This is a genomic window from Candidatus Paceibacterota bacterium (assembly GCA_035452965.1).
GTDB lineage: Bacteria > Verrucomicrobiota > Verrucomicrobiia > Limisphaerales > UBA8199 > UBA8199.
Genome location: DAOTCE010000004.1, coordinates 217,230 through 243,283 on the forward strand (window position 1 = coordinate 217,230; position 26,054 = coordinate 243,283).

Sequence of the window (26,054 nt, forward strand, 5' to 3'; positions counted from 1 at the left end):
TCCAGTCACGCATTGAGTGGCACATTTCCTCGATATTCCTGACATCTGAATGACCTAAAGGTCGTATTCCGACCGGAAACCAGCCCATTGGCGCGAAAGAGGGGAACGAACCGCCATGGCACTCGCGCCGACCCGCCACAAATATCATCTCCCTCTTGACAAACATGGCCAACAGACGCCTAATCGTCACAATCTATGAAGGCCCGTCTGAAGATTTCTGGCAGGGCTTGGAGAGGCACGGGGATTGCCATAATGCTGCTGCTCTCCGCGGCGGCAGGTCACGCTCAAAATGTCATCGCCTGGGGCGCCAGTTCGGAGGGCCAAACCAACGCGCCGCTCTCAGCGACAAATGTAATCGCCATTGCCGCCGGGGCGTCCCATGCCCTGGCATTGGATCCCGAAGGCGGAGTGATCGCGTGGGGCAAGAATTGGGACGGGCAGACCGACGTGCCGCCGGAAGCCACGAACGTGGTGGCGGTCGCCGCCGGCTCCGCGCACAGCCTGGCCGTGCGCGACGACGGCTCGGTCGTTGCCTGGGGACGCAACTGGGACGGGCAAGCAGACGTGCCCGCGACGGCAACCAATGTGGTGGCGGTGTCCGCGGGCTGGGCGCACAGTCTGGCTTTGCGGGCGGACGGGACGGTGGTGGCCTGGGGCAACAACGATTTTGGCCAGACTGACTTTTCGTTCCTCGCTCTGGACGTCGTCGCCATTGCTGCCGGGTACTACCACAACATGGCTCTGCGGTCGGATGGGACCGTAGTCACCTGGGCGTTTGACTACCCGACTCCGGCGAGCGCGACCAACGTCGTGGCGGTCGCGGCGGGTTGGGAACACTGCCTGGCGCTGCGGGCCGACGGCTCGGTGGTCGCCTGGGGTGACAACTCTTACGGTCAGTCATCGGTTCCGGCATCGGCGGCCAATGTGATCGCGATCTCCGCCGGCTACTACCATAACCTGGCGTTGCGGGCGGACGGCACCGTCATCGCCTGGGGAGCATCCTATTTGGGAGTCACGAATGTGCCGACGGGTCTGGACAGCGTCGCGAGCATTTCGGCGGGAGAGGACTTCAGCGTGGCTCTGGTCGCGTCGGGTCCTCCACGATTCGGCCTCTCGCTGGCGTCAGCAGTTGCTCACCTGGGCAGCCAGACAATTCTCAATCCGACGGTCGCGGGAACGCTTCCGCTAAGCTTTCAATGGTTTCATGACGGGGTGGCGGTTTCCGGCGCGACCAATCAAAACTTGCTCCTGACCGCCACGCAGGACGCCGACGGGGGAGATTACGTATTGGTCGCCACGAACACCGAAGGCCAGGCTACCAATCAACCGGTGAATCTGGTTGTGCGGCAGGGGCCCGCCGTCGCGGCCATCGGTGCGTGGGGGGACAACACCAGCGGGCAATGCAACGTGCCCCATGCGTCTGCGACCCCGCGCGCGATCGCCGCCGGGGCGTCTCACTGCCTTGCTTTGAGCGCGGACGGGACCGTGGCTGCCTGGGGGAAGAACTGGGATGGGCAGACGGATGTGCCGCCATCCGCCACAAACGTGGCGGCCATCGCTGCCGGCAAAGCCCACAGTCTCGCGTTAAGGGATGACGGTTCCGTTATCGCCTGGGGCCGCAATTGGGACGGGCAGACGGATGTGCCCCCGACCGCTACCAATATCGTCGCGATTGCCGCGGGGTGGGCGCATAGTCTGGCCTTGAGAGCGGACGGCACAACCGTCGCATGGGGAAATAACGATTACGGCCAGGTCTCCGGCTCCTTCCTCGCCCTGGATATCATCGCCATTGCCGCCGGGTACTACCACAATATGGCTCTGCGGTCGGATGGGACAGTGGTGACCTGGGCATTTGACTACCCGACACCACCGGCGGCGAGCAACGTGGTAGCGGTTGCGGCGGGCTGGGAACACTGCCTGGCGTTGCGTGCGGATGGGGCGGTTGTCGCCTGGGGCGATGATTCTTATGGCCAATCCTCGGTCCCGGCATCGGCGACGAACGTAGTCGCGATCTCCGCCGGCTACTACCATAACCTGGCGTTGCGGGCGGACGGCACCGTCGTTGCGTGGGGCGCGTCACGGTTCGGAGTGACGAACGTCCCCGGGGGTCTTCGCAACGTTGCGGGCATTTCGGCGGGAGAGGACTACAACGTGGTGCTGGCCGCATCCGGTCCACCGGAATTCGGCCGCCAGCTTGGATCGGTCCTCGCCTATGCCGGCAGCTGCACAACTCTCAACCCGACGGTTATGGGGGCCTGGCCGCTGAGCTTCCAATGGTATCACGACGGCATAGCGATTGTCGGTGCGACCAATCGTTCTCTGCTCCTGACCAACGCGCAGATGGCCGCCGCGGGGGACTATGTTTTGGTGGCGGCAAACATCATGGGCCAGGTGAGCAGTCCACCCGTAAATCTCGCAGTCCAGCCGGATCCGGTAACAGTCGCACTCGTCGGCGCCTGGGGCGGCAACAATAACGGACAATGCAATGTCTCACCGGCAACCTCGAATCCGCGGGCAATTGCCGCCGGACCGTTTCACAGCCTGGCGGTAAACGCGGATGGCAGTGTAGCGGCCTGGGGGAGGAACAATTATGGCGAGACAGACGTGCCCGCAGCGGCTACCAACGTGGTGGCTGTCGCCGCCGGCGGGGGTCACAGCGTGGCGCTGAGGACTGATGGCTCAGTGATCGCCTGGGGAAACAACTCGGATGGGCAGACGAATGTGCCGGCAGCAGCAACCAACGTGGTTGTCATCGCCGCCGGCGAGACGCACAGCCTGGCTTTGCGGGCGGACGGAACGCTGTTGGCTTGGGGAAACAACGAATTCGGGCAAACGAATGTTCCGCCACGGGCCAGGGAGCTAATCGCCATCGCGGCAGGGTACAACCACAATCTGGGACTGCGTCCGGACCACACCGTCGTTGCCTGGGGGCTGGAGAACACCGTGCCGGCTTCGGCTACGAATGTCGTGGCGATTGCCGGCGGTTGGTGGCACAGCCTGGCCCTGCGCGCGGATGGCACGGTCGTTGCCTGGGGCGACAACTCCTTCGGACAGTCCGTGGTTCCAGCATCGGTTACCAACGTGGCGGGGATCGCAGCAGGCTACTATCACAACGTAGCTTTGCGGTCGGATGGCACCGTTGTTGCCTGGGGAGGAGGGGATATTGCAGGGAGCCTTTGGGGGGTGACGAATGTGCCTGCCGGTTTACGCGACGTGGCGAGCATCGCCGTCGGAGAAGACTACAGCCTGGCGCTGGTCGAGCTTGGGCCACCGCGATTCAGCCAGCAACTTGGGCCGGTCGCAGTGCATGTTGGCGGCCAGGCAATTCTGGGCGCCGAGGTGAGCGGGACCCGTCCCTTGACCGTGCAGTGGTTTCACGACGGTGCGGCCATTGAGGGCGCGACCAGCCCGTATCTCCCGCTGAGCAACGCGCAGTTGGCCGATGCGGGGACTTACACGTTGATGGCCACGAATGCGGCGGGCCAGGTCAACAGCCAAACGGCGATCCTGACGGTAAAGGCCGAGCCGGCCGTCACGGAAGTGCTCACACACCGGAACGTGCTGCTTGGGACAAGCGTCTGCTTGCCTGCAAGTGTTTTCGGCGCAGAACCGCTGAGCTGCCAATGGCGCTTAAATGGCAGAGACTTGGCGGAGGGCGGCCGGATCAGCGGCGTGACCTCAAGGGTTCTAAGCCTGAGCGCGACGACCGGCGAAGACAGTGGCAGCTACAGCCTGGTTGTGAGCAATGCGCACGGCTGCGTGACCGGGTTGGTGGCGCAGATTTCCGTGAGTCCTATCGTGGCGTGGGGGGACAACTCTTTTGGCCAGCTTGAAGTGCCAATCGGGACAGCGGACGTGGTGGCCATAGCCGGCGGCGGCGATCACAGTCTGGCTCTGCTGGCTGATGGCAGGGTTGCCGCCTGGGGAGCCAATTCTTTGGGCCAGTGCGATGTGCCGCAATCCGCGGGCCACAGCGTGGCCATTGCCGCGGGAGGATCTCACAGTCTGGCTTTGCGGGCGGATGGCAGTGTGGTGGCCTGGGGGGACAACTCTAGCGGTCAAACCAGCGTGCCGGCGTCCGCGACCAACGTGGTGTCCATCGCGGCCGGCGGGTCCCACAGCCTGGCGCTATGCCTCGACGGCGCCGTGGTGGCGTGGGGCTCCAACTCCTTTGGGCGGGTAACCGTGCCGTCCTCAGTAACGAATGTCAGTGCGATTGCGGCTGGTGGCGACCGCAGCCTCGCGTTGCGGGCCGACGGCACTTTCCTGGCGTGGGAAAGAACCAGTGTGTCCACGTTAGCCACAAACGTTGTCTCTATCGCCGCAGGGGGCAATCACACGCTGGCGTTACGAGCCGACGGGACCTTGTATGCCTCGGGAGGTAATTACTACGGGCAAGCAACCTTGCCAACTAACATCTACAACGTGGTTGGCCTGGCCGCAGGGGGCGACCATAGTATGGCCCTGCTCGCCGACGGCACGGTGGTCTGCTGGGGCGCCGATTACTTTGGCCAGGCCTCAGCGCCACCTTCGGCGACCAACGTGCTGGTCCTAAGCGCGGGCAGCGCCCATAGCCTTGCGCTGGCGGGCAACGGGGCGCAGCGCCCCGCCTTCCAGCCGTTCAAAATGACGGCCACGATAGGCCAATCAACCTTGCTCAGCGCCGGCTCGCTCGGCGGCGCCATGGCCAGTTATCAATGGCAACTGAACGGCGTGGCCTTGCCGGGGGCAACCAGCCCGGCCCTTGCCATAGGGTTCGTCAACTGGTCCAACGCCGGCACCTACCGGCTGGTTATGAGCAACGCATTCGGAGGTGCAACGGGGCCGTCAATAATCCTGACTGTGCTCCGCACCCCGCTGCGGTTCGACGGCTACCCGCCGGGCATACTGGTGACCAACGGCGAGGCTCAGCTCCGTTTGTCAGGCGCCTCCGGAGTCGGCCCGGTGGTGCTTCTCGCCAGCAGCGACCTGGCGGGCTGGGAGCCGATCCTTACCAATCCGCCGGTCATCGGGCCAGTGCAGTTCACTGATCCGGGGGCGGGTGCTCCTGACGCGAGGTTCTACCGCGCCGTTGAGGGTTCCATGGTTGGGCCGCCGCGCATCGAGATTGCGCCGCTCCTTTCGTCGGCGAGCGATGGGCCGTTCCTTCTGCGCCTGACAGACCTGGCGGCGGAGGGTCCCGTGGTCATCTACGCTTCCTCGAACCTGACGGATTGGCAGGCTGTATTCACCAACCCGCCGACGATCGGCCCGCTCCGGTACCTGGAGGAGATTCCATCCGTTCAGCCCCAACGATTCTATCGGGCGTCAGAGAACCGCTGACCCCACACCTATGAAAAACATGCGTAAAGAGAACACGGCTTTCACTCTTGTCGAGCTGATAGTCGTCATCGCCGTCGTCGCGGTCCTCGCCGCCTCCTTGTTGCCCGCGCTGGCCCGAACCCGACCGCAAGCGCAGCGCATTGCTTGCAGCAACAACCTCAAGCAGGTCGGTCTCGCTTTCCGGACCTGGGCGGCCGCCAACGGCGGCTACATGCCGATGCAGGTGCCCGGCGCCCAAGGCGGGGCCTCCGGTGAGTTAACCATCTCCAGAACCTTGAGCGCCAGCCAGGTTACGAGCCACGGCGCGTGCAAGATCTTCCTGTGCCTCTCCAATGAGTTAACCACCCCGAGATTCCTCATCTGCCCGGCGGAGTACGAGAGCATATATCGCCAGGCGGCCACCACCTTCAGCGGAGTGGGTGCACCCGGCACGGTTCCTTACACCAACGATCTGAACGTCAGCTACCTCGTCGCTGCCGACGCCATGGAAACCATGCCTCGCATGTTGTTGACAGGAGACCATAACTTGGGCGGGAACGCCAATCCGCCGACCATTCCCTACCTGGCAGCCCCGAACACAGGAATCTCCAAGGCCTCGCTGGGCACCAACTTCAACGCCAATCTAGGCCCTGCTTTCATGAACAATATGCACTCCAAGCAAGGCAATGTCGGGTTGGCAGACGGCAGTGTGGAGTGGTTCGGCCGCACCAACCTGCAAAACGCCCTCAAGCAATCGGGCGATACAGGCCGCGCGCAGGGGCTCTTCACCCTCGTCGCCGGCGCCGCCGCCGGCGCAGGGTGCAACCGTATCTTGCTCCCGTAACTCGATCCCGAGCGTTCATTCCTTGCTGTCTGGGGATCAAGGGGACGAGCGGTTCGAGTCCTGGCTGATGTTCCAGACCTCCATGAATTCATTCTGCCGCACCCATTGGGCGTGGCCGTCGCAGAAGGAGAAGTTCGCCCCCGCGGCGCCGTGGTTGTCGGCCGGGTTGTCCGGCCAGTCATTGGCGTCAGTCCCAACCCCCGGCAAGGTGTCGTCCGCGTCCATGATCAAGAAAACCCGGGATGGCCCCGGCTTCATGCCGAGCGCGCGGACGTAAGCGCCGATAGTGAACGCGTTCACGGTGTCTTCCTTCTTCTTGGTGGTAATCGCCATGCCGGTCATGCGGAGGGTGAAGTTGCCGGAGACTTCGTAGCTGGTGCCGGCGGACTGGAGCGTGGCACCGTTTTTACACAGATCAACGAGGGCGACTCCCCCGGTGGGCTTGGTGACGAGATTGGTGCGGATGTAGTTCTGGGTGCTGGGACAGACAAAACTCCTGGTGGACTTTACGTAGCGCGGGTAAAGCCAGTTTAAGTCATCATCCGACCCGGAGCGATCTGTGGCTCCCCCCGGGGGAACATTGCCGAGTTCTCCGGGAAGCCAAGTGTGGCCGGAGTAATGGCCCTGGGAGTCGTTGGCATACATCATACTTCCCAAACCGAGCTGTTTGAGATTGTTGAGGCAGCCGAGCCGGTGGGCCTTCACTTCCGCCGGCGCCAGCGCGGACAACCGCAGGGTCGCCAGCAAGGCGATGGCTGCAATGATGACCAATAGTTCGACGAGTGAAAAAGCGGACTTCTCCGAATTCCTGGGCGGCTGAGCAAGCATAACAGTCAACGAATTGTTGCAGATGCAACCAACTGTCTGAGCCTGGAACCGCGCCGGACCCGTGTCAATGACAATAGGTCGAATGACTGGCGCGCCGGCGCGTCATGTCCCCGCCGTCAAGTAGCGGCAGGCATCTTGCCCGCCGGGTGTATGCGAACGTGACATTCCGCAGGTCCTCCGAATCCGCGGGGCGGTCTTCCGTGTCCGGCGACTCCACATTTGCACGGGACTGATGTCTGGGCCATCTTGTCTCTCGGTATGAGAGGAATTACAGCCATGTTCACACATTGGGGACATTCGCCCCGCCAGTTCAAGCCCATGTCGGGCGCACACTTTTCGCTCAAACGGACAGCCGCCGGCCCTCGTGTCTGCGGTTGCGATGGCGGATTCGCCGCTGCCGGGTTTCGGCGGGCTGCAGTCTTCGGCGGCCATGGCGCCGCTGCGCGTTGATCTCGCCCCACACACAAACAAAACTATGGGCAGAATACACAGAACCAAGCAGAAGGCGCGCGCGGGCGGGCGATCCATCGCCACCAGGCGCAAGGGGTCCCTGGGAGACACGAAACCGGTCCTCCTCACCGGTGGCAACCCTCAGATTGCGAAGGCCGACGGCGACGCCCCCGTGCAGGCCTACATCGCGGCCATGCCGGGCTGGAAGAGCGAAATCGGGCGCCGCCTCGACAAGCTCATCGAGCGCACGGTTCCCGGTGTGCGCAAGGCGGTCAAATGGAACTCACCCTTCTATGGCGTCGAGGGCCGGGGGTGGTTCCTGGGATATCACGTCTTCACGCGCTACGTCAAAGTGGCCTTCTTCCAGGGCACCTTGCTGCATCCCGTTCCCCCCGGAGGCAAGGCAAAGGACGCGCGCTGGATAGACATCCACGAGGATGATCTCGACGAGGCGCAGATGGCGGCGTGGATTCGGCAGGCGGCCGCCCTGCCCGGCTGGGGCAAGACGTAGGCGGCGTGTCCCCGTTGAGGCATCCGCGTCGATCGGTTGTGCAACCGGGTGAGCAGATTCGGCCCCAAGGCGCTCGACGAGAAGCTGAGCGCTGCCTGGACTTTCGCCCTGACGAAGACCAGCGCCCTCGCGGCTTCGCAGGGAGGCCATCCAAGGCAGCCTTTTCCAGCCCGGTCTAACTAATCCTGCCACTGCAAACGTGGGTGCAGGCGGCGACACAGTTCCCGCAAACGATTTAGACTGCCGGCCGCCGCCACGGCTGGCGATAGGGACGGCGCAGCAACTTCGTGGCGGTGGAGTCCGCGGTGACCTCGCGTTTGCGCGGATCGTAGGCCAGCGACCGGCCCAGCTGCATCGCCACGTTGGCCAGAATACAACTGGCGGTGGAGATGTGACCCTCTTCGATGTCGGCAACCGGTCGCCCGCGCTTTTCGATGGCTGCCAGGAAGTCAAGCATGTGGCGGCGGGTGGCGGGCGCGGCGTTGAGCTCGATCTTCTTCTCGGTCACGTCCTCGGGATACTGTTCCTTCTCGTAGCGACAATCGAAATGGATGGGCTTGGCGTTCTTGTCCAGCGGGAAGAAGTCCGCGCGCATGGTGCTGGCTTTGAGCGTGCCCTTATCGCCGTAGATGAAGAGCGCCCAGGGATAGTCCGGATCGGTCGGCGCGCCCCAGGTGCGGTGCTGCCACACGCAATTGAACTGATCGTATTCGAAGGTCGCGGTCTGGGTGTCGGAGATGTTCGACTTGCCTTCCCTTTGGACGTAAATGCCGCCGGCGGAGGTGATTCGCTTGGGCCAGCCAAGGCCCAGCATCCAGCGCACGGTATCGAACATGTGCACGCACATGTCGCCGACGATGCCGTTGCCGTACTCCATGAAGGTGCGCCACCAGCGCACGTGCGGCAAACCGTCGTAGGGCCGCAGCGGGGCGGGGCCGGTCCACATTTCGTAGTCGAGGAAATCCGGCACCGGCTCGACCGGCGGATTGCCGTTGGCGCGCATGTGGAAGTAGCAGCACATGTCCACGTGGCCGATCTTCCCGAGCAGGCCGGCGTCCACCACCTGCTTCTTCGCGTCAATCAGGTGCGGCGTGCTCTTGCGCTGCGTGCCGACCTGCACCACGCGCTTGTGCTTGCGGGCCGCGGCGACCATCGCTTCGCCTTCCAGCACGTCCACGCTGATGGGCTTTTGCACGTAAACATCCGCGCCCGCTTCGACCGCCGCGATCATGTGCAAGGCGTGCCAATGGTCCGGGCTGCCGACGAGGACGATGTCGAGGTCCTTCTCCTTGAGCATTTGGCGGTGATCGCCATAAGTGCGCGGCCGCCGCTTCGATTTCTGGCGCTGGCTGGCCATCTCCGCCGCCTCCGCGAGCAGATTCCTGTCGGGGTCGCAGATGGAGATGATCTCGACCGGCGCCACCTGGACGAGGCGCCACAGGTCGCTCTTCCCATACCAGCCGGCGCCAATCAGGCCGACGCGCCTGGGTTTGCCGTTGACCAGGTCAAGCGCATCGGCGCCGAGCGACGGGAACGCGGCCATAGCGGCGAGCGCGGAGGCAGATTGGAGAAACCGGCGGCGGCTGATGTTGAAGTTCGCGCCGGGTGTCGGGGCGGGGGCCGAATTATTCATGCCGGGAGTATTAGACCGGCCGCGAGGTTGGCGCAACCACGACGTGCGCGAAGCAAGGGGCCAAAAGTCTGCGAAATCCTGGCAACTCTTTCCGTACTTTCCCGCACCGGAAGTAAGTATTAGTTCTCGTTGAAGGCTTCCAGGGCGGTCATTAGGCTCGTCGAGTATGAAGAGAACTTTCTGTTCCATTGGGTTAACGATTGCGTTTGTCGTTGCATCTGTTGCGACCGGCCTTGCTGCTGCAACCATCGGCAACACCACCGACGGCACTTCGACCGACACACTCTGGTATGAGGGCGCCTATATCAATGCCTGCCGATTTCGGGCTGCGTCGAACATGACCGTGGTCACGATGCACGCCAAAGTCTCCGCCATAACCGGCCGCTACAAATGCGCGATCTACTCTGACAGCAGCAGTCAGCCCAACCGCCTTTTGCGGGCCACGAGCGAGGTAACCAACCCGACCACCGATGGCTGGAAGACTTTCACGCTCACCGCCCCGCAGGCGCTGACCAACGGCAGCTATTACTGGCTGGCCATCTGGTCGGACAGCAGCAGCGCCAAGGCCTACTACTCGAGCAGCACCAGCGGCACGCTCCGCTGGGCACAGCGCAATTACGGCACCTGGCCCGATCCCATCGTCACGACCGGCGGGAGCACCTCCTCGTATTGCATCTATGCCATGGGCTCGGTGGCACCCGTGGCGCCGACGGTCGCCATCCTGAGTCCCGCGAACAACGGGACCGTAGGCACCAATTTCACGATCACCGCCACCGCCACGGATAGCGACGGCACCGTCACCAACGTGTCCTTCTACGACGGCGTTACCTTGCTTGGCAGCGACACCAGCAGCCCCTACAGCTACGTCTGGAACAACGCGCCACTGGGCGCGCATGCGCTCAGGGCCGTGGCTCGGGACAACAGCGGCCTGGCGACCACGTCCGCCGTGGTCAACGTCACTATCACCGCGCTGAACGTGGTGTCCTTTGCGGAAACCTTTGACAGTTACGCCAACGGGACGGTGATCACCAATATCGGCGGGGGCGGCTTCTGGACCTCCGGCGCGAACACCGTGGTCAGCGGCGGCGGCGTGAACGGCTCGGGTGGGCTTGGCACCAGCAGTCTGATTTTCAATTGGAAGGCCCAGACGTTCCAGTGGAGCGCGCTGGACATTGGCACAAGGGTGGCAATTTCCCTGGACTTGCAGACCAGCGGCACCGGCAAGTTTGACGACGATCGCGTCGGGTGGACCATCACCCCGGACGCCAGCACCAGCACGGGCAGCCAATTGGCCCTCCAACTGGACAACACGACGGAGGGAGGCATGGTGTTGTATCACAACCTCACGCGAACTCCCGTTCTCAACGCCCTGAGCGGCATCAAGAACAGCACCTGGTATCGTTTCAAAGTCGAGTTCACCAAGCTGTCCGCCACCAGCGCGAAGATCGTGGGCACGCTCACCGAACTGGATGCCTCAGGCAACCCGGACGGCACCCCGTATGTTGGCACCGTTGCCGACACCAGCATGTTTGCCAATCCCCCCAGCACGGCGCTCTTCACCTCCGCGCAGCAGTGCCCGACCTTCAAGAACCACAACCCCGCGACCGGCAATGCGGACAATGCGACTTTCACCATCACCCAGCCTGGCCCGCAGCCGCCGATTGTGACCATCACCAGCCCGACCGCCAATGAAACCGTGTTCACCAGTTTCACAATCAACGCCACCGCCACGGATGACGGGTCGGTGACCAACGTGGGCTTCTACGCGGACGGCATCCTGCTGGGCAATGACACCACCTCCTCGTATAGCTGGACGTGGAACGGCGCTCCGGTGGGCAATCATACGCTGACGGCAGTCGCCGTGGACGACACGGGGCTCTCGGCCACCTCGGCAGTGGTGAACGTCATCGTCAGCACCAACCTGGCGCCCAACGCGCCAGTCGTAGTCACGCCGGCCGACGGCGCCATGGGCGTGGCGACCAACGCCACGCTGACCGTGTCGGTCTCGGACCCCAATGGCGACCCCATGTCGGTCCTGTTCTACGCCCGCTCGCTGAACGGCACCGCCCCGGCGCCGGACTTCACGATCGTGGCGCTGCCGGATACGCAGTTCTACTCGGAGAGCTACCCGGCGATCTTCCAATCCGAGATTGACTGGATCGTCAACAACCACCAGGAGCGCAACATTGTGTATGTGACGGGCCTTGGGGATGTGGTGAACGTCGGCACGTCCGACACGCAGTTTCGGAACGCCACCAATGCCCTGTACCGCCTGGAGAATCCAGTCACGACGGGTCTGCCGGAAGGCATTCCCTACGGCGTTCCGGTGGGCAATCACGACTCGCCCTATACCCTGTTCAACAACTACTTCGGGGTCAGTCATTTCAGCGGCCGCAGCTATTACGGCGGCAGCTACACCACCGGCTACCAGAATCATTACGACCTCTTCAGCGCGGGCGGGATGGATTTCATCGTGCTGTCACTCGAGTATAACGCCGGCGCCAACTCGGCGATCATGAGCTGGGCCAATGGCGTTCTGCAGGCCAACGCCGACCGCCGCGCTATCGTGGTGACTCACTCGCTGCTCCAGGCGGGCTATAACTGGCCAACACCTGCCGCCTGGTCCACGGATGGCGGCACCACGATCTTCCCGGCGCTGGCCAACAACCCCAACGTCTTCCTGATGCTGTGCGGCCATAACCATGGCCAGGGGCGGCGGCACGAGGCGGTGGGCGACCGCTTCATTGATGTCCTCCTGTCCGATTACCAGAGCGACGTCAACGGCGGCAACGGCTTCGTTCGCCTGATGGAGTTTTCGCCCAGCAACAACGTCATCCGCGTCACGACCTACTCGCCCTACACCCTCGGCTCCAAGACGGACGGCGACAACCAGTTTACCCTCGAGTACGCCATGGCCTCCGCACCGGCGCCGTTCGTGTGCATCGGAACCAATATGGCGGTGGCCTCGGGCACGCAGACCAGCCTGGCGTGGCCAAACCTCGCCCCGGGCACCATCTATGAGTGGTATGCCGTGGCCAGCGATGCCACCACGTCCGCGACGAGCGCAACCAGCCAGTTCCTCACCGCAGGGGGGCCGCCGGCGGTCGCCCTCAGTCTGAGTGGCAGCCCGATGGCGGAAGCGGCCGGCGTGGCGACCGTGACTGCGACGCTGTCAGAGATCAGCACGGATATGGTGACCGTGAACCTGGAGTTCTCGGGAACCGCAACCCTGACGGACGACTATACGCGCTCCGGCGCCAGCATCTCGATACCCGCGGGGAGCCTAACCGGCTCCATCACGCTCACCGCGGTGCAGGACAGCATTTATGAGAACCCGGACGAGACCATTGTGGTGGACATCAGCACGGTGGTGAACGCAAAGGAGAACGGCACCCAGCAGGTGACGGCCACCATCGCCGGCGATGATCCGGTCCCGCCAGTAATCACCCTGTTGGACCAGAATTTCGACTCCCTGGGTTCTGCCGGCACAACCATGCCGACCGGCTGGACCGCGGGCTATCTGGGCACCGCGAGCAGCCAGAACCGCTTGACCATGTCGCCCTACGCCGGAAACGGCCTGAACATAACCGCCTTGCCCCTGGTGGTGAGCGACGGCAGCGCCCTGCCCAGTCCCAACGTAGGGACGATCTTCAACATCGGCTCGGCGGGCAGTTCCGAGCGCGCCCTGGGCAGCTACCCCAGAACGACCCCCTCTGGCGACCATGTCCTGCAGGTTGCCATTGTGAACACCACGGGCGGTTCCCTGACCGCGATCAACGTGAGCTACGTGGGCGAGCAATGGCGCCAGTCCGAGGGCGCCTCAGAAAGCGGCCTCGAAATGCTGAGGTTCCTGGCCAGCACAACCTCTCCCACTGCCGGGTTTAGCTATTTCCCCGATCTCGATTTCACGGCCCCGAAGCAACTGGTGGCGGATTGGCCGGTTGGCGTTTTGGACGGCAATCTTGCGGCCAATCGCGCCGTCATCACCGGCACCATTACATTTGCGAGCCCGGTTCCGGCCGGTGGCACGTTCTATCTGCGCTGGCACGATTGGAATGACGACAGCACCTCCGACCACTTCCTGGCCATTGACGACCTCGTCGTCACCAGCATCTACATGGTGGGGCCCGCGGTGACGCTCAGTCTGTCGGGCAGCCCGATGGCGGAAGCCGGCGGCGTGGCGACAGTGACCGCGACGCTGTCGCAGGCGAGCACAAATGTTGTGAAGGTGAACCTGGCCTTTGCGGGGACCGCGACGCTGACGGATGACTACACGCGCTCCGGCACCAGCATTTCGATACCGGCGGGAAGCTTAACGGGCTCAATCACGCTCACCGCGGTGCAGGACGGCGTTCACGAGACCCCGGACGAGACCATTGTGGTGGACATCAGTTCGGTGGACAACGGAACGGAGATCGGCACCCAGCAGGTGACCGCCACTATCGCGGACGATGATGCGGCAGCGGCCGGTTTCACGGCCTACAACGATTGCTCGAAGGGGGACGGCACCAATCCCGCCAACACCACCGAGTACCCGGGCAACGGATCCTACTCGGGCCTGCTCAAGGACTTCGACACGGGCGCGACGCTGCCGGTCACCCTCACCCTCGTCACCAACCGGATCACCTACGATGGCACCGGCGGTCCGATGCCCAACGCGGGCACCGACGCCCACACCACGTTCAATGGCAAAGTCGTCTTCGACAATGTCATCTGGTACACCGCCACCAGCAACGGCTTCTGGATGGATGCGGTCTTTACCGGCCTGGACCCGGCCAAGGAATACGAGTTCGCCACCTCGGCCAACCGGGGTGGATCCGGCTCGGACTACGCCAGCCGATACAGCAAGTTCACGATTACCGACATGGACTCGGCCGAGAACGGCAGCACGCCGGGCGTCACGGTCAACTCGGACACGTCGGTGACCTTCTGCACCGGGATGAACACGGTCAACGGGTATGTGGCGCGCTGGACCAAGATCAAGTGCGGCAGCGACGGCGACTTCACCGTGCGGGTGGAAGACGGCGGGGGCGTGGGCAAGGGCTACGCGTTTGACGGCATCATGCTGCGGGAGACCGGCACAGCGGGTCCCCAGCAGCCGACGGTCGCCATCACGAGTCCCGTGAACAACGCAACCCTGAGCACCAACTTCACGATCACCGCCAGCGCCGCCGACAGCGACGGCACGGTCACCAATGTATACTTCTACAATGGCAGCACCTTGCTGGGCAGCGACAGCAGCAGTCCCTACACCTTCACCTGGAGCGCCGCGCCGCTGGGCGCCCATGCGCTGAAGGCCGTGGCTTGGGATAACACCGGCCTGGCGGGCACGTCCGCCGTGGTGAACATCACCGTCACGGCGCCCGGCACGGTGGCCGCCGTGGAGACCTTCGACAGTTACGCCAACGGGTTAATCATCACCAATATCGGCGGGGGCGGCGTCTGGACCAGCGGCACGAACATCATCCTCAGCACTGGCGGCGTGAATGGGTCGGCCGGTATCAGCTTCGGCACCCGGGTGTTCAACTGGAAGGCGCAAACCTTCCAGTGGAGCGCGCTGCCGGATGGCACCAAGGTGGCGGTCTCCCTGGACTTGCAGACCAGCGCCACCGGCAAGTTTGACGATGATCGCGCCGGGTGGACCATCACCCCGGACACCACCGGCAGCACCGGCAGCCAGTTGGCGCTCCAACTGGATAACACCACCGAAGGGGGCATGGTGTTCTATCATAACAGCACCAGAACCCCCGTGCTCAATGCCCTGAGCGGCATCAAGAACAGCACCTGGTATCGCTTCAACGTCGAGTTCACCAAGCTGGGCCTTACCAATGCGAGCATCGTGGGCACGCTCACCGAACTCGACAGTTCAGGCAACCCGACCGGCACGCCGTACGTCGGCACGATTACCAACACCGGGACGTTTGCCAATCGTCCCAGCAGCGCGCTTTTCACGGCCACCCAGCAATGTCCGTCCTTCAAAAACCACAGCCCCGCCGCCGGCAATGCGGACAATGCTACCTTTACTATCACCCCGCCGGAGCCCGAGCCGCCGGCAACGCCGGAGTATGTCATCGTGATCAGCGTGGATGGCATGGGCTCGGCCTACGTCACGCCGCTCCTGACGCCGGGCCTGGCCAATGAATTGACGACCTTCAAGCGGTTCCAGACCGAAGGGTCCGGCACGCTTAATGCCCGGACGGATTACAACTACGCCATCACGCTTCCGAATCATGTGTGCATGATGACGTGCCGCGGCGTCAGCGGCGCTTCCGGGCATAACTGGACCGGCAACAGCGATCCGGCGCCCACCGCCACGCTGGCGAACAACAAGGGATCCTACGTTGCCAGCGGCTGGGACGTCGCCCACGACAATGCACTGCGCACGGGCATTTGGTCAGGCAAATCGAAGTTCAGCCTGTTCCAGCAGTCGTACAGCGCCACCAGCGGCGCTCCGGACATCACGGGAGATGACAACGGCCGGGACAAGATTGATTACGACAAGGTCGGCAACCTTTCGGCCGCGGCTTTGACGGACGATCTGATCAGCCAAATGACTGCCAACCCGTTCCATTTCCTGTTGCTCCATTTCCACGAGCCGGATACGGCCGGCCACAGTTCGGGCTGGTCAACCAACCCCACGAGCGCCTACGCCGCGTCGTTGAAGGCTGTGGACACGCAAATCGCCAGGGTCATCGAAATGGTGGAAAACAGCCCCACGCTGCAAGGCAAGACCGCGATCATCGTGACCGCCGACCACGGTGGCCATGGCACGACCCACGGCGATATGTCGAATCCTCTGGATTACACCATTCCGTTCTACGTCTGGGGCCCGGGCGTAACTGCGGGAGGCGACCTGTATGCCATGAATCCGGCCAGCCGCACTTCTCCGGGAACGTCCAATCCTCCCTACACGGGCGGCCAGCCAATTCGTAACGGCGATGCGGCCAATCTTGCGCTGAGCCTGCTGGGCTTGGAAGCGATTCCGGGGTCAACGATCAACAGCTCCCAGGACCTACTGGTCAACAGCACGCCGGTCATTATCACTGTCACTGCCAACAGTGGCCAGTCCAAGGTCTTCGGCGCGGCGGACCCGACGCTCACTTATATCTGCTCCGATCCGGAAGTCAGCTTCACCGGCGCCTTGGGCCGGGCGGCAGGCGAGAACGTCGGGAGCTATGCCATCAACCAGGGCAACCTGTCCCCCGTGGGTGGCTATGTGGTCAATTTTGTCTCCGCCGACTTCGCCATCACGGCCAAGCCGGTCACCGTCACCGCCAACAGCGGGCAGAGCAAAGTATTCGGGGCGCCTGACCCGGTGTTGACCTACACTTCCTCGGAACTTGGGGTCAGCTTTGCCGGCGCCCTGGGCCGTGCGGCGGGTGAGAACGCCGGCAGCTATGCCATCAATCAGGGCAGCCTGTCCGCTGGGGCCAACTATGCGATCACCTTTGTCCCCGCCAACTTCGCCATCACGACCGCCTACTCGACCACGGCGATCAGTTCGTCGCTCAATCCGTCCCGCGTCGGATCGAACGTGACCTTCACCGTCACCGTCGGCCCGGTGGCCCCGGCCACCTCGACTCCCACTGGCACCGTGCAGTTCTTTGCCAACTCCGTCGCCTTGGGCAGCCCAGTCGCTCTCACGGGTGGCACGGCCACTCTTGACACGGCGCTGTTGCCGACGGGTGACAACGACATCATCGCCTTCTATCTGGGCGACGGGAACTACCTGGGCAGCACCGACGGCCTGGTGCAGGTGGTCACCGCCGCGGTGGAAACGCCAGTAGTGGTGAGCATCGTGCCCAACAGCGATGGCTCGGTAACCGTGACGTGTGCCGGCACGCCCGGGGCGGAATATCTCGTCCTGAGCTCGACCAACATCACCTCGCCCGCTTCGTGGGTGAATGTCTCCACCAATACCGCCGGCGTAGACGGCCAGTGGACTTACACGGACAACACCAAGTTGAATTACACGCAGCGGTTCTTCCGAGCCGCCAAACCGTAAACCGTTTGCCAAGCACAGGGCAGGCCGGCAACCCGGCCTGCCCTGCTGCCGCAATACAGAATAGCAATAGGGAAGAGGCTAGTGAAGATACGCTCATCGAGCGATACAATGCCTTGTGGAACGCCGGACGCGTGTCCACGGCCTTATTGGCACGCCACCACACTTCCCCCCCCGGCTATGCCGGGCGCAGTCAAACGTCGGTAGAACTCCTGGAACATAAATCTATGAAAAGAACAACTCCTCTGTGCCTGATCACATTACTCTTCGTGCTGAGTGGCGCGCCTGGCGGCCTGGCGGCGACTGTCACGGAGACATTCGACAGCTACGCCAACGGGACGCTGATCACCGCGGTCGGCGGCAGCGGTGTCTGGACCATCGGCGCGAATACCGTGGTCAACCCTGGCGGCGTGAACGGAACGGCAGGTCTTGGCTATGGCAGTGCGATCTTCAATTGGAAAGGCCAGTCCTTCCAGTGGAGCGCGCTGGCGGTCGGCACCAAGGTGGCGATCTCCCTGGACTTCCAGTCGAGCACGACCGGCAAGTTTGACGACGATCGCGTCGGGTGGACCATCACCCCGGACGCCAGCACCAGCACGGGCAGCCAATTGGCCCTCCAACTGGACAACACGTCGGAGGGAGGCATGGTGTTTTATCACAACTCCACGCGAACCCCTGTGCTCAACGCCCTGAGCGGCATCAAGAACAGCACCTGGTATCGCTTCAGCGTCGAATACACCAAACTCACCGCCACCAGCGCGACCATCGTGGGAACGCTGACCGAGCTGGATGCCTCCGGGAACCCGACCGGCACCCCGTATGTTGGCACCATTGCCGACACCAGCACCTTTGCCAATCCCCCCAGCACGTCGCTCTTCACCTCCGCGCAGCAGTGCCCGTCCTACAAGAACCACAATGTCACGGCCGGCCGCGGCAATGTTGACAATGCCTCGATCACGATCACACCCCCTGGTCCGCAACCGGCAACAATCAGCATCACCAGCCCCGCCAATGACAGCACGATGACGGGTGAATGGCTGGCCATTGCGGCGACGGCCACGCCCTCCACCGGCGCCTCCATCACAAACGTGGAATTCTATTCGGGCACCACCAAGATCGGCGAGGATGCCACAGAACCGTTCACGATGAACTGGTGCGGGGTTGCCCCGGCCGCGTATTCGTTGACGGCGGTCGTGCTGGACAACTCCGGCGCGAGCGTCACGTCCTCGGCGGTCAACGTAACGGTGAGCGCACCGGCCACCGCCGGGTCATTGCAGTTCGACGGAAGCAACGATTACGTCACGTTCGGCACCGCACCGGAGCTGGGCCTCTCCACGTTCACGATTGAGTGCTGGTTTAAACGCCAGGGCACCGGCCAGATCACCACCACCGGATCGGGCGGCGTCACCAACGCCGTGCCGTTGGTCACCAAAGGCCGCGGTGAAGCCGAGAACAGTAATGCGGACATGAATTGGTTCCTCGGGATTTCGACCAGCGGCAATGTGATCGCGGCCGACTTTGAAGAGGGCGTCGGCGGGACCACGCCGGGGCTGAACCATCCCGTTTGGGGAAACACCCCGGTCATAAACAATGTCTGGTACCATGCCGCCGCCACCTACGACGGCGCAAGCTGGACGCTCTACCTGAACGGGAACGTGGAAACCAACGTTGCGGTCAACCAGCCGCCCCGCTCGGACAGCATTCAGCATGCGGCGCTGGCCAGCGCCATGAACTCGACCGGAGCGGCGGCGGGCTACTTCCAAGGCCTGCTGGACGAGGTGCGCGTCTGGAACTATGCGCGCAGCGCCGCGGAGATTGGCGACAACTACCGCCTGCAAATCACCAATCAGAACGGGCTGGTCGCGCGCTGGGCGCTGAACGAGGCGGATGGCACCGTCGCCCGCGACGCAAATTGCGGCGGGCTCAACGGCGACCTCCGGAACGGCCCCGTGTGGTCCACCGACAGTTTCGACGCCAATAACCCGCCGATGGTCCTTCTCACCACTCCCGCCGCCGGAAGCGTGTTTGCCGTCGGTTCGAGCGTGACGCTGGACGCCACGGCGATGGACGAAGGGTCGGTCGCCGAAGTGGCTTTCTACGTGGATGACGAGTTGGTCGGCAGCGACGACACCAGCCCTTATAGCGCGACCTGGCCCAGCGCGGAACTCGGGTTCCACGCCCTGACGGCGGTGGCACGGGATAATACCGGGTTGTGGGCCACGTCGGCCGTGGTGAACGTGAGCGTGGTGGCCGAACCGGGGTTTGGCGCGGTGTCCTTCGACGGGGCAAATGACCACATCGCCATGGGTGCGGCACCGGAGCTGGGCGCGAGCACCTTCACGCTGGAATGCTGGATGCGGATTGACGGCACGGGCGTTACGGCCAGCAGCGGCAATGGCGGAGTGAACGTCGCCCCGCTGATTGCCAAGGGGCGCGGCGAGGGCGATGCCAGCAATCTTGACTGCAACTACATCTTCGGCGTGCAGTCGAACAACCGGCTGGCGGCGGACTTCGAGGACATGCAGAGCGGCCTCAACCACCCGATCGTTGGAACAGCGGCCCTGAGCGCCGGTGTCTGGCATCATTGTGCCGTCACCTATGACGGCAGTTGGTGGCGCATCTATGTTGACGGCGCGGCCGATGCGAGTCTGCAGGTCACAGGCGGCGGGAACGTCCAGGTGCCCCGTTACGACAGCATCCAGCACTTTGCCCTGGGCACGGCCATGACCTCCACCGGCGCGGCGGCGGGGTACTTCAAGGGGGTCATGGACGAGGTGCGCGTCTGGAATTACGCGCGCACGCAGGCGGAGATCAGCAGCAGCATGTATAGTGAGATCGCGGAGGCAGCGGGGCTGATCGGACGTTGGAGCCTGAATGAGACGAACGGCACCACGGCCAGCAATACAGGATCGAGCGGGGTGAACGGCACGCTGGTCAACGGGGCGGTCTGGGCGACGGGCTATCCGCTGCAGCCGGCGGCGAACACGCCGCCGACGGTCGCGATCACCAGCCCGACCAACGGGGCGACGGTCTTCACCAGCTTCTCGATCAGCGCCACCGCCACGGATTTCGGCGCGGTTAGCCAGGTGGACTTTTATGCCGACGACATCACCCTGCTGGGCAGTGATGCCAGCAGCCCTTACACCTTCGATTGGAGCGGCGCGCCGGAGGGCGCTCACACGCTGACGGCTGTTGCGTGGGACGACGAAGGGCTGTCCGCCACCTCGGCCGTGGTGAACATCACGGTCAGCACCAACCTGCCGCCCAGCGCGCCGGTCGTGGTGGCGCCGATCAACGGCGCTGTGGGTGTGGCGGCCGACGCCACGCTGACCGTCGCGGTCTCGGATCCCAACAACGACCCGATGACGGTGGTGTTCTACGGCCGCCCGCTGGACGGCCCGGCTCCGGGCGCGGACTTCACGTTCGTGGCGCTGCCGGACACGCAGTTCTACATGTCGAGCCTGAATGGCGGTTCGCCCGCGATTGCCACCAACCAGGTGGCCTGGGTGATCGCCAACCGCGTCAGCCGCAACATTCAATACCTGGCGCAGTTGGGCGATTGTGTGCAGAACGGCGAAAACGGCGGGAACGATGCCGAATGGCGCAACGCGACCAACGCGTTTTACCGGCTGGAAGATCCGCTGACCACGTTCCTCCCGGAGGGAGTTCCCTACGGTGTGGCGGTGGGCAATCACGATCAGACGCCCGCCTACGACCCCAACGGCACGACCACGTTCTATAACCAGTACTTCGGCATCAACCACTTCCAGGGGTACAGCTACTACGGCGGCCATTACGGCACGAACAACGACAATCACTACGACCTGTTTAGCGCCAGCGGCATGGACTTCATCGTCATTTACCTGGAGTATGATGCGGCCATGACGACGGCCTCGCCCGTGCTCGCCTGGGCCAACGGCGTGTTGGAGACTCACAGCAACCGCCGCGCAATCGTGGTCAGTCACTATATCGTCAACCCCGGTTTCAACGCCACTTTCAGCGCGCAGGGGCAGGCGATATACAATGGGCTGAAAGGCAACACCAACTTGTTCCTTATGCTCTGCGGCCATGAAAGCCCCGAGGAAGGTCAACGCACGGACGTCTACCAGGGCCGCGCGGTGTGGTCCATCATGAGCGATTACCAAAGCCTCACTGCCGGCGGCAACGGCTGGATGCGGCTCTACGAGTTTTCGCCGTCCAACAACGTGATCCACGCAAAGACCTATTCGCCGTGGCTGGACCAGTATAAGACCGCTTCGAGCAATCAGTTCGACATTCCTTATGTGATGTCGGCCACGAACCCGTTTGTGGTCATTGGCACCAGCACAGGCGTGCCTTCGGGTGGTAACGCTTCGATCGTCTGGACCAACCTCGACCTGGAAACGGTTTATGAGTGGTATGCCGTGGCCAGCGATGCCAGCCTGTCCGTGTCGGGCGCGACCAGCCAGTTTACCACGCGCCCGCCCTTAAGGGTCACGCTCAGTCTGGCGGGCAGCCCGATGGCGGAAGCCGCCGGCGAGGCGACGGTGACCGCGACGCTGTCAGAGATCAGCGCAAATGAAGTAACGGTGAACCTGGAGTTTTCGGGGACCGCGACGCTGACGGATGACTATACGCGCTCCGGGGCCAGCATCTCGATACCCGCGGGGAACTTAACCGGCTCGATCACGCTCAAGGCGGTGCAGGACACTCTTTACGAGGTTCCGGCCGAGACCATAGTGGTGGATATCGGCACGGTGGACAACGCACTCGAGAACGGCACCCAGCAGGTGACGGCCACCATTACCGATGATGACCCGGTCCCACCGGACGTCACGCTCAGTCTGGCGGGCAGCCCGATGGCGGAAGCGGCCGGCGAGGCGACGGTGACCGCGACGCTGTCAGGGACCAGCCTGAATGCGGTGACGGTGAACCTGGAGTTTTCGGGGACCGCAACACTGACGGATGACTATACGCGCTCCGGCGCCAGCATCTCGATACCCGCGGGGAGCCTAACCGGCTCCATCACGCTCACCGCGGTGCAAGACGCCATTTACGAGAACCCGGACGAGACTATTGTGGTGGACATCAGCACGGTGTTGAACGCCACCGAGAGTGGCGCCCAGCAGGTGACGGCCACCATTTCCGATGACGATCCGATCCCGCCAGTCATGACCCTGTTGGACCAAAATTTTGATGTCCTGGGTTCTGCCGGCACCACTATGCCGAACGATTGGACGGCCGGCTATCTGGGCGTCGTGAGCACCCAAAACCGTTTGACCATGTCACCCTACGCCGGAAACGGCCTGAACCTAACCGCCTTGCCCTTGGTGGTGAGCGACGGCAGCGCTTTTCCCAATCCCAACGTAGGAACGATCTTCAACATCGGCTCGGCGGGCAGTTCCGAACGCGCCCTGGGCAGCTACCCCAGAACGACCCCCTCCGGCGACCATGTCCTGCAGGTTGCCATTGTGAATACCACGGGCGGTTCCCTGAGCTCGATCAACGTGAGCTACGTGGGCGAGCAATGGCGCCAGTCCGAGGGCGCCTCAGATAGCGGCCCTGAAATGCTGAGGTTCCTGGTCAGCACAACCTCTCCCACGGACGGGTTTGCTTATTACTCCGATCTCAATTTCACGGCCCCGAAGCAACTGGTGGCGGATTGGCCGGTCGGCGGTTTGGACGGCAATTTGGCGGCCAATCGCGCGGCCGTCGCCGGCACCATTACGTTTGCGAGCCCGGTTCCGCCGGGCGGCACCTTCTACCTGCGCTGGCACGATTGGAATGACGACAGCACCTCCGACCACTACCTGGCCATTGACGACCTCATCGTGCGCAGCACTTACCTGTCGGGGCCCACGGTGACGCTTGATTTGGCGGGCAGCCCGATGGCGGAAGACGGCGGCGTGGCGACAGTGACCGCGACGCTGTCGAAGACCAGCGCCTATGAGGTAGTGGTAAACCTGGCCTTTGCGGGGACCGCAACGCTGACGGATGACTACACGCGCTCCGGCGCCAGCATCTCGATACCGGCGGGGAGCTTAACGGGCTCGATCACGCTCACGGCTGTGGCGGACGCCGTCTACGAGAGCACGGCCGAGACCATTGTGGTGGACATCACTACGGTGGACAACGCAATCGAGAGCGGCACCCAGCAGGTGACGGCCACTATCACCGATGATCCGGCCGCCGCCGGTTTCACGGCCTACAACGATTGCTCGAAGGGGGACGGCACGAACCCCGCCAACACCACCGAGTACCCGGGCAACGGATCCTACTCGGGCCTGCTCAAGGACTTCGACACGGGCGCGACGCTGCCGGTCACCCTCACCCTCGTCACCAACCGGATCACCTACGATGGCACCGGCGGTCCGATGCCCAACGCGGGCACCGACGCCCACACCACGTTCAATGGCAAAGTCGTCTTCGACAATGTCATCTGGTACACCGCCACCAGCAACGGCTTCTGGATGGATGCGGTCTTTACCGGCCTGGACCCGGCCAAGGAATACGAGTTCGCCACCTCGGCCAACCGGGGTGGATCCGGCTCGGACTACGCCAGCCGATACAGCAAGTTCACGATTACCGACATGGACTCGGCCGAGAACGGCAGCACGCCGGGCGTCACGGTCAACTCGGACACGTCGGTGACCTTCTGCACCGGGATGAACACGGTCAACGGGTATGTGGCGCGCTGGACCAAGATCAAGTGCGGCAGCGACGGCGACTTCACCGTGCGGGTGGAGGACGGCGGGGGCGTGGGCAAGGGCTACGCCTTTGACGGCATCATGCTGCGGGAGTCGGTTCCCCAGACGCAAACGGTGATCGTCACCGCAGACAGCGGCCAGTCTAAGGTCTTCGGCGAGGCTGACCCAGTGCTGACTTATGTCTCCTCGATTCCGGGCGTAACCTTCACCGGCGCCTTGAGCCGCGCGGCGGGCGAGAATGTCGGCAGTTATGCGATCAACCAGGGCGACCTGTCGGCCGGGGAAAACTACGTGATCACTTTCGTCCCCGCCGACTTCACCATCACGGCCAAGCCGATCACTGTCACCGCCGACAGCGGCCAGAGCAAAGTCTTTGGGGCGTCTGATCCGGTGTTGACCTACGTTTCCTCGGACCTCGGGGCGAGCTTTACCGGCGCCTTGGGCCGCGCGGCGGGCGAGGATGTCGGCAGCTATGCGATCAACCAGGGCGACCTGTCCGCCGGGGCCAATTACGCGATCACGTTTGTCCCCGCTGACTTCGCGATCACGGCCGCCTCCTCGACCACGGCGATCAGTTCGTCGCTCAATCCGTCCGACGCCGGCTCAAACGTGACCTTCACCGTCACGGTTGGCCCGGTTGCGCCGGCCAGCACCACGCCCACCGGCAACGTGCAATTCCTGACCAATGACGTGGCTATGGGAAGCCCGGTTGCTCTGGCCGGTGGCACCGTTACATTCGACACGGCGCTGTTGCCCACGGGCACCAACACCGTCACCGCCAATTACCTGGGTGATGCCAACTACCTCGGCAGCACCGACAACCTGTTGCAGGTGGTCAAGGTCGTTGCCGAACCGCCCTCGGTGGTGAGCATCCTGCCGAACGGCGATGGCTCGGTGACCGTGACGTTTGCCGGCACGCCGGGTGCCGCTTACCTGGTCCTGGATTCGACGAGCATCGTCTCGCCGGTTTCGTGGGTGAAGGTGTCCACCAATACGGCCGGTCCGGACGGCCGGTGGACGTACACGGATAACACCGTGCCGAATTACACACAGCGATTCTTCCGCGCCGCTAAACCGTAATCAGTCTGGCAATCACACAGCAGGCCGGGAGACGCCTCTGGCATCCCGGCCTGTCCTGTTTAATGCGCAGGGGCGCATCGCGGCGACCATGGCGGGCGGGGGGCATGGTTCCGCCTGCCGATGCGACGGGGCGCCAGTTTATCCGAAGCAGGCCTTCAGCACCCAGGGAGATGCGTTGGCTTTCTGTCCCATTTGCTGCTCTCGGGCAGGGCACAGTCCAACAACTAGACAGGCACCGTGGCGCCGGTTACGCTCTCGCTCTCGCATTCTTAGGCGCGGATTTGGGCCGCCTGCTCCTGGCACTTGTTGCACAACCTATTGCCCTTGCGGCACTTGCGGCGAATACACCCCCCGGCAACACCTGCGTCTCAGCGGTAAGTCCCGTCAATACAGTAGGTTGCGACGAAAGCCTCCCGGATGTCAAGGCTGTATCCACGGTGTGGATACGGTGAGGATACGGCGCGTATACGGTGAGACTCCCATGGGAACCGCCACCGGGTTTCCCGCCAACAACTCCTTCGCGAGCGGACGCTCGTCTTGCCGAACTCAGGGCAAGCGCTATTCAGAATTACGCATGGCACAACATCTGCAATCATTGAATTTGTAGGTTCCCTGCCTACATCCTCCTGAGTGGGGCGGTGCCGGGACCAACAGGCGCCGCCCTCCTCTTTTCATGGTTGGGTTGGGGGCGGCCCGGTGTAAGAACCGGGCCGCTCTTT

The 26,054-nt window shown here is 63.4% G+C and carries 7 protein-coding genes; 5 read left to right on the forward strand and 2 right to left on the reverse strand.

Going from position 1 to position 26,054, the window contains the following annotated elements:
- Positions 1 to 195 precede the first annotated feature (195 nt).
- On the forward strand, positions 196 to 5,322 hold the full coding sequence (locus P5205_05980; GenBank protein ID HSA09902.1) for a hypothetical protein: 5,127 nt from the start codon (positions 196 to 198) through the stop codon (positions 5,320 to 5,322).
- A 10-nt stretch (positions 5,323 to 5,332) separates the two neighbouring features.
- The gene (locus P5205_05985; GenBank protein HSA09903.1) at positions 5,333 to 6,145 is read left to right on the forward strand and encodes a prepilin-type N-terminal cleavage/methylation domain-containing protein; all 813 of its coding nucleotides are present in this window, start codon (positions 5,333 to 5,335) and stop codon (positions 6,143 to 6,145) included.
- 36 nt (positions 6,146 to 6,181) lie between these two features.
- Here P5205_05985 and P5205_05990 read toward each other — a convergent pair whose 3' ends face one another.
- Complete coding sequence (locus P5205_05990; protein HSA09904.1) at positions 6,182 to 6,973, reverse strand: type II secretion system protein; 792 nt, start codon at positions 6,971 to 6,973, stop codon at positions 6,182 to 6,184.
- Positions 6,974 to 7,448: 475 nt separating this feature from the next.
- Between P5205_05990 and P5205_05995 the strand changes: the two genes are divergently transcribed.
- Positions 7,449 to 7,934 (forward strand): DUF1801 domain-containing protein, encoded by a 486-nt coding sequence (locus P5205_05995; GenBank protein ID HSA09905.1) that lies wholly within the window; start codon positions 7,449 to 7,451, stop codon positions 7,932 to 7,934.
- Positions 7,935 to 8,169: 235 nt separating this feature from the next.
- Here the strand turns inward: P5205_05995 and P5205_06000 are convergent, their stop codons facing one another.
- Positions 8,170 to 9,567: a Gfo/Idh/MocA family oxidoreductase gene (locus tag P5205_06000; protein ID HSA09906.1), complete on the reverse strand. Its 1,398-nt coding sequence runs from the start codon at positions 9,565 to 9,567 to the stop codon at positions 8,170 to 8,172.
- A 166-nt stretch (positions 9,568 to 9,733) separates the two neighbouring features.
- Here P5205_06000 and P5205_06005 point away from each other — a divergent pair, with 166 nt between their 5' ends.
- Positions 9,734 to 17,572 (forward strand): Ig-like domain-containing protein, encoded by a 7,839-nt coding sequence (locus tag P5205_06005; GenBank protein ID HSA09907.1) that lies wholly within the window; start codon positions 9,734 to 9,736, stop codon positions 17,570 to 17,572.
- A gap of 224 nt (positions 17,573 to 17,796) precedes the next feature.
- Positions 17,797 to 25,335 carry an Ig-like domain-containing protein gene (locus tag P5205_06010; protein ID HSA09908.1) on the forward strand — a complete coding sequence of 2,513 codons (7,539 nt, stop codon included), beginning with the start codon at positions 17,797 to 17,799 and terminating at the stop codon, positions 25,333 to 25,335.
- Positions 25,336 to 26,054: the final 719 nt, after the last annotated feature.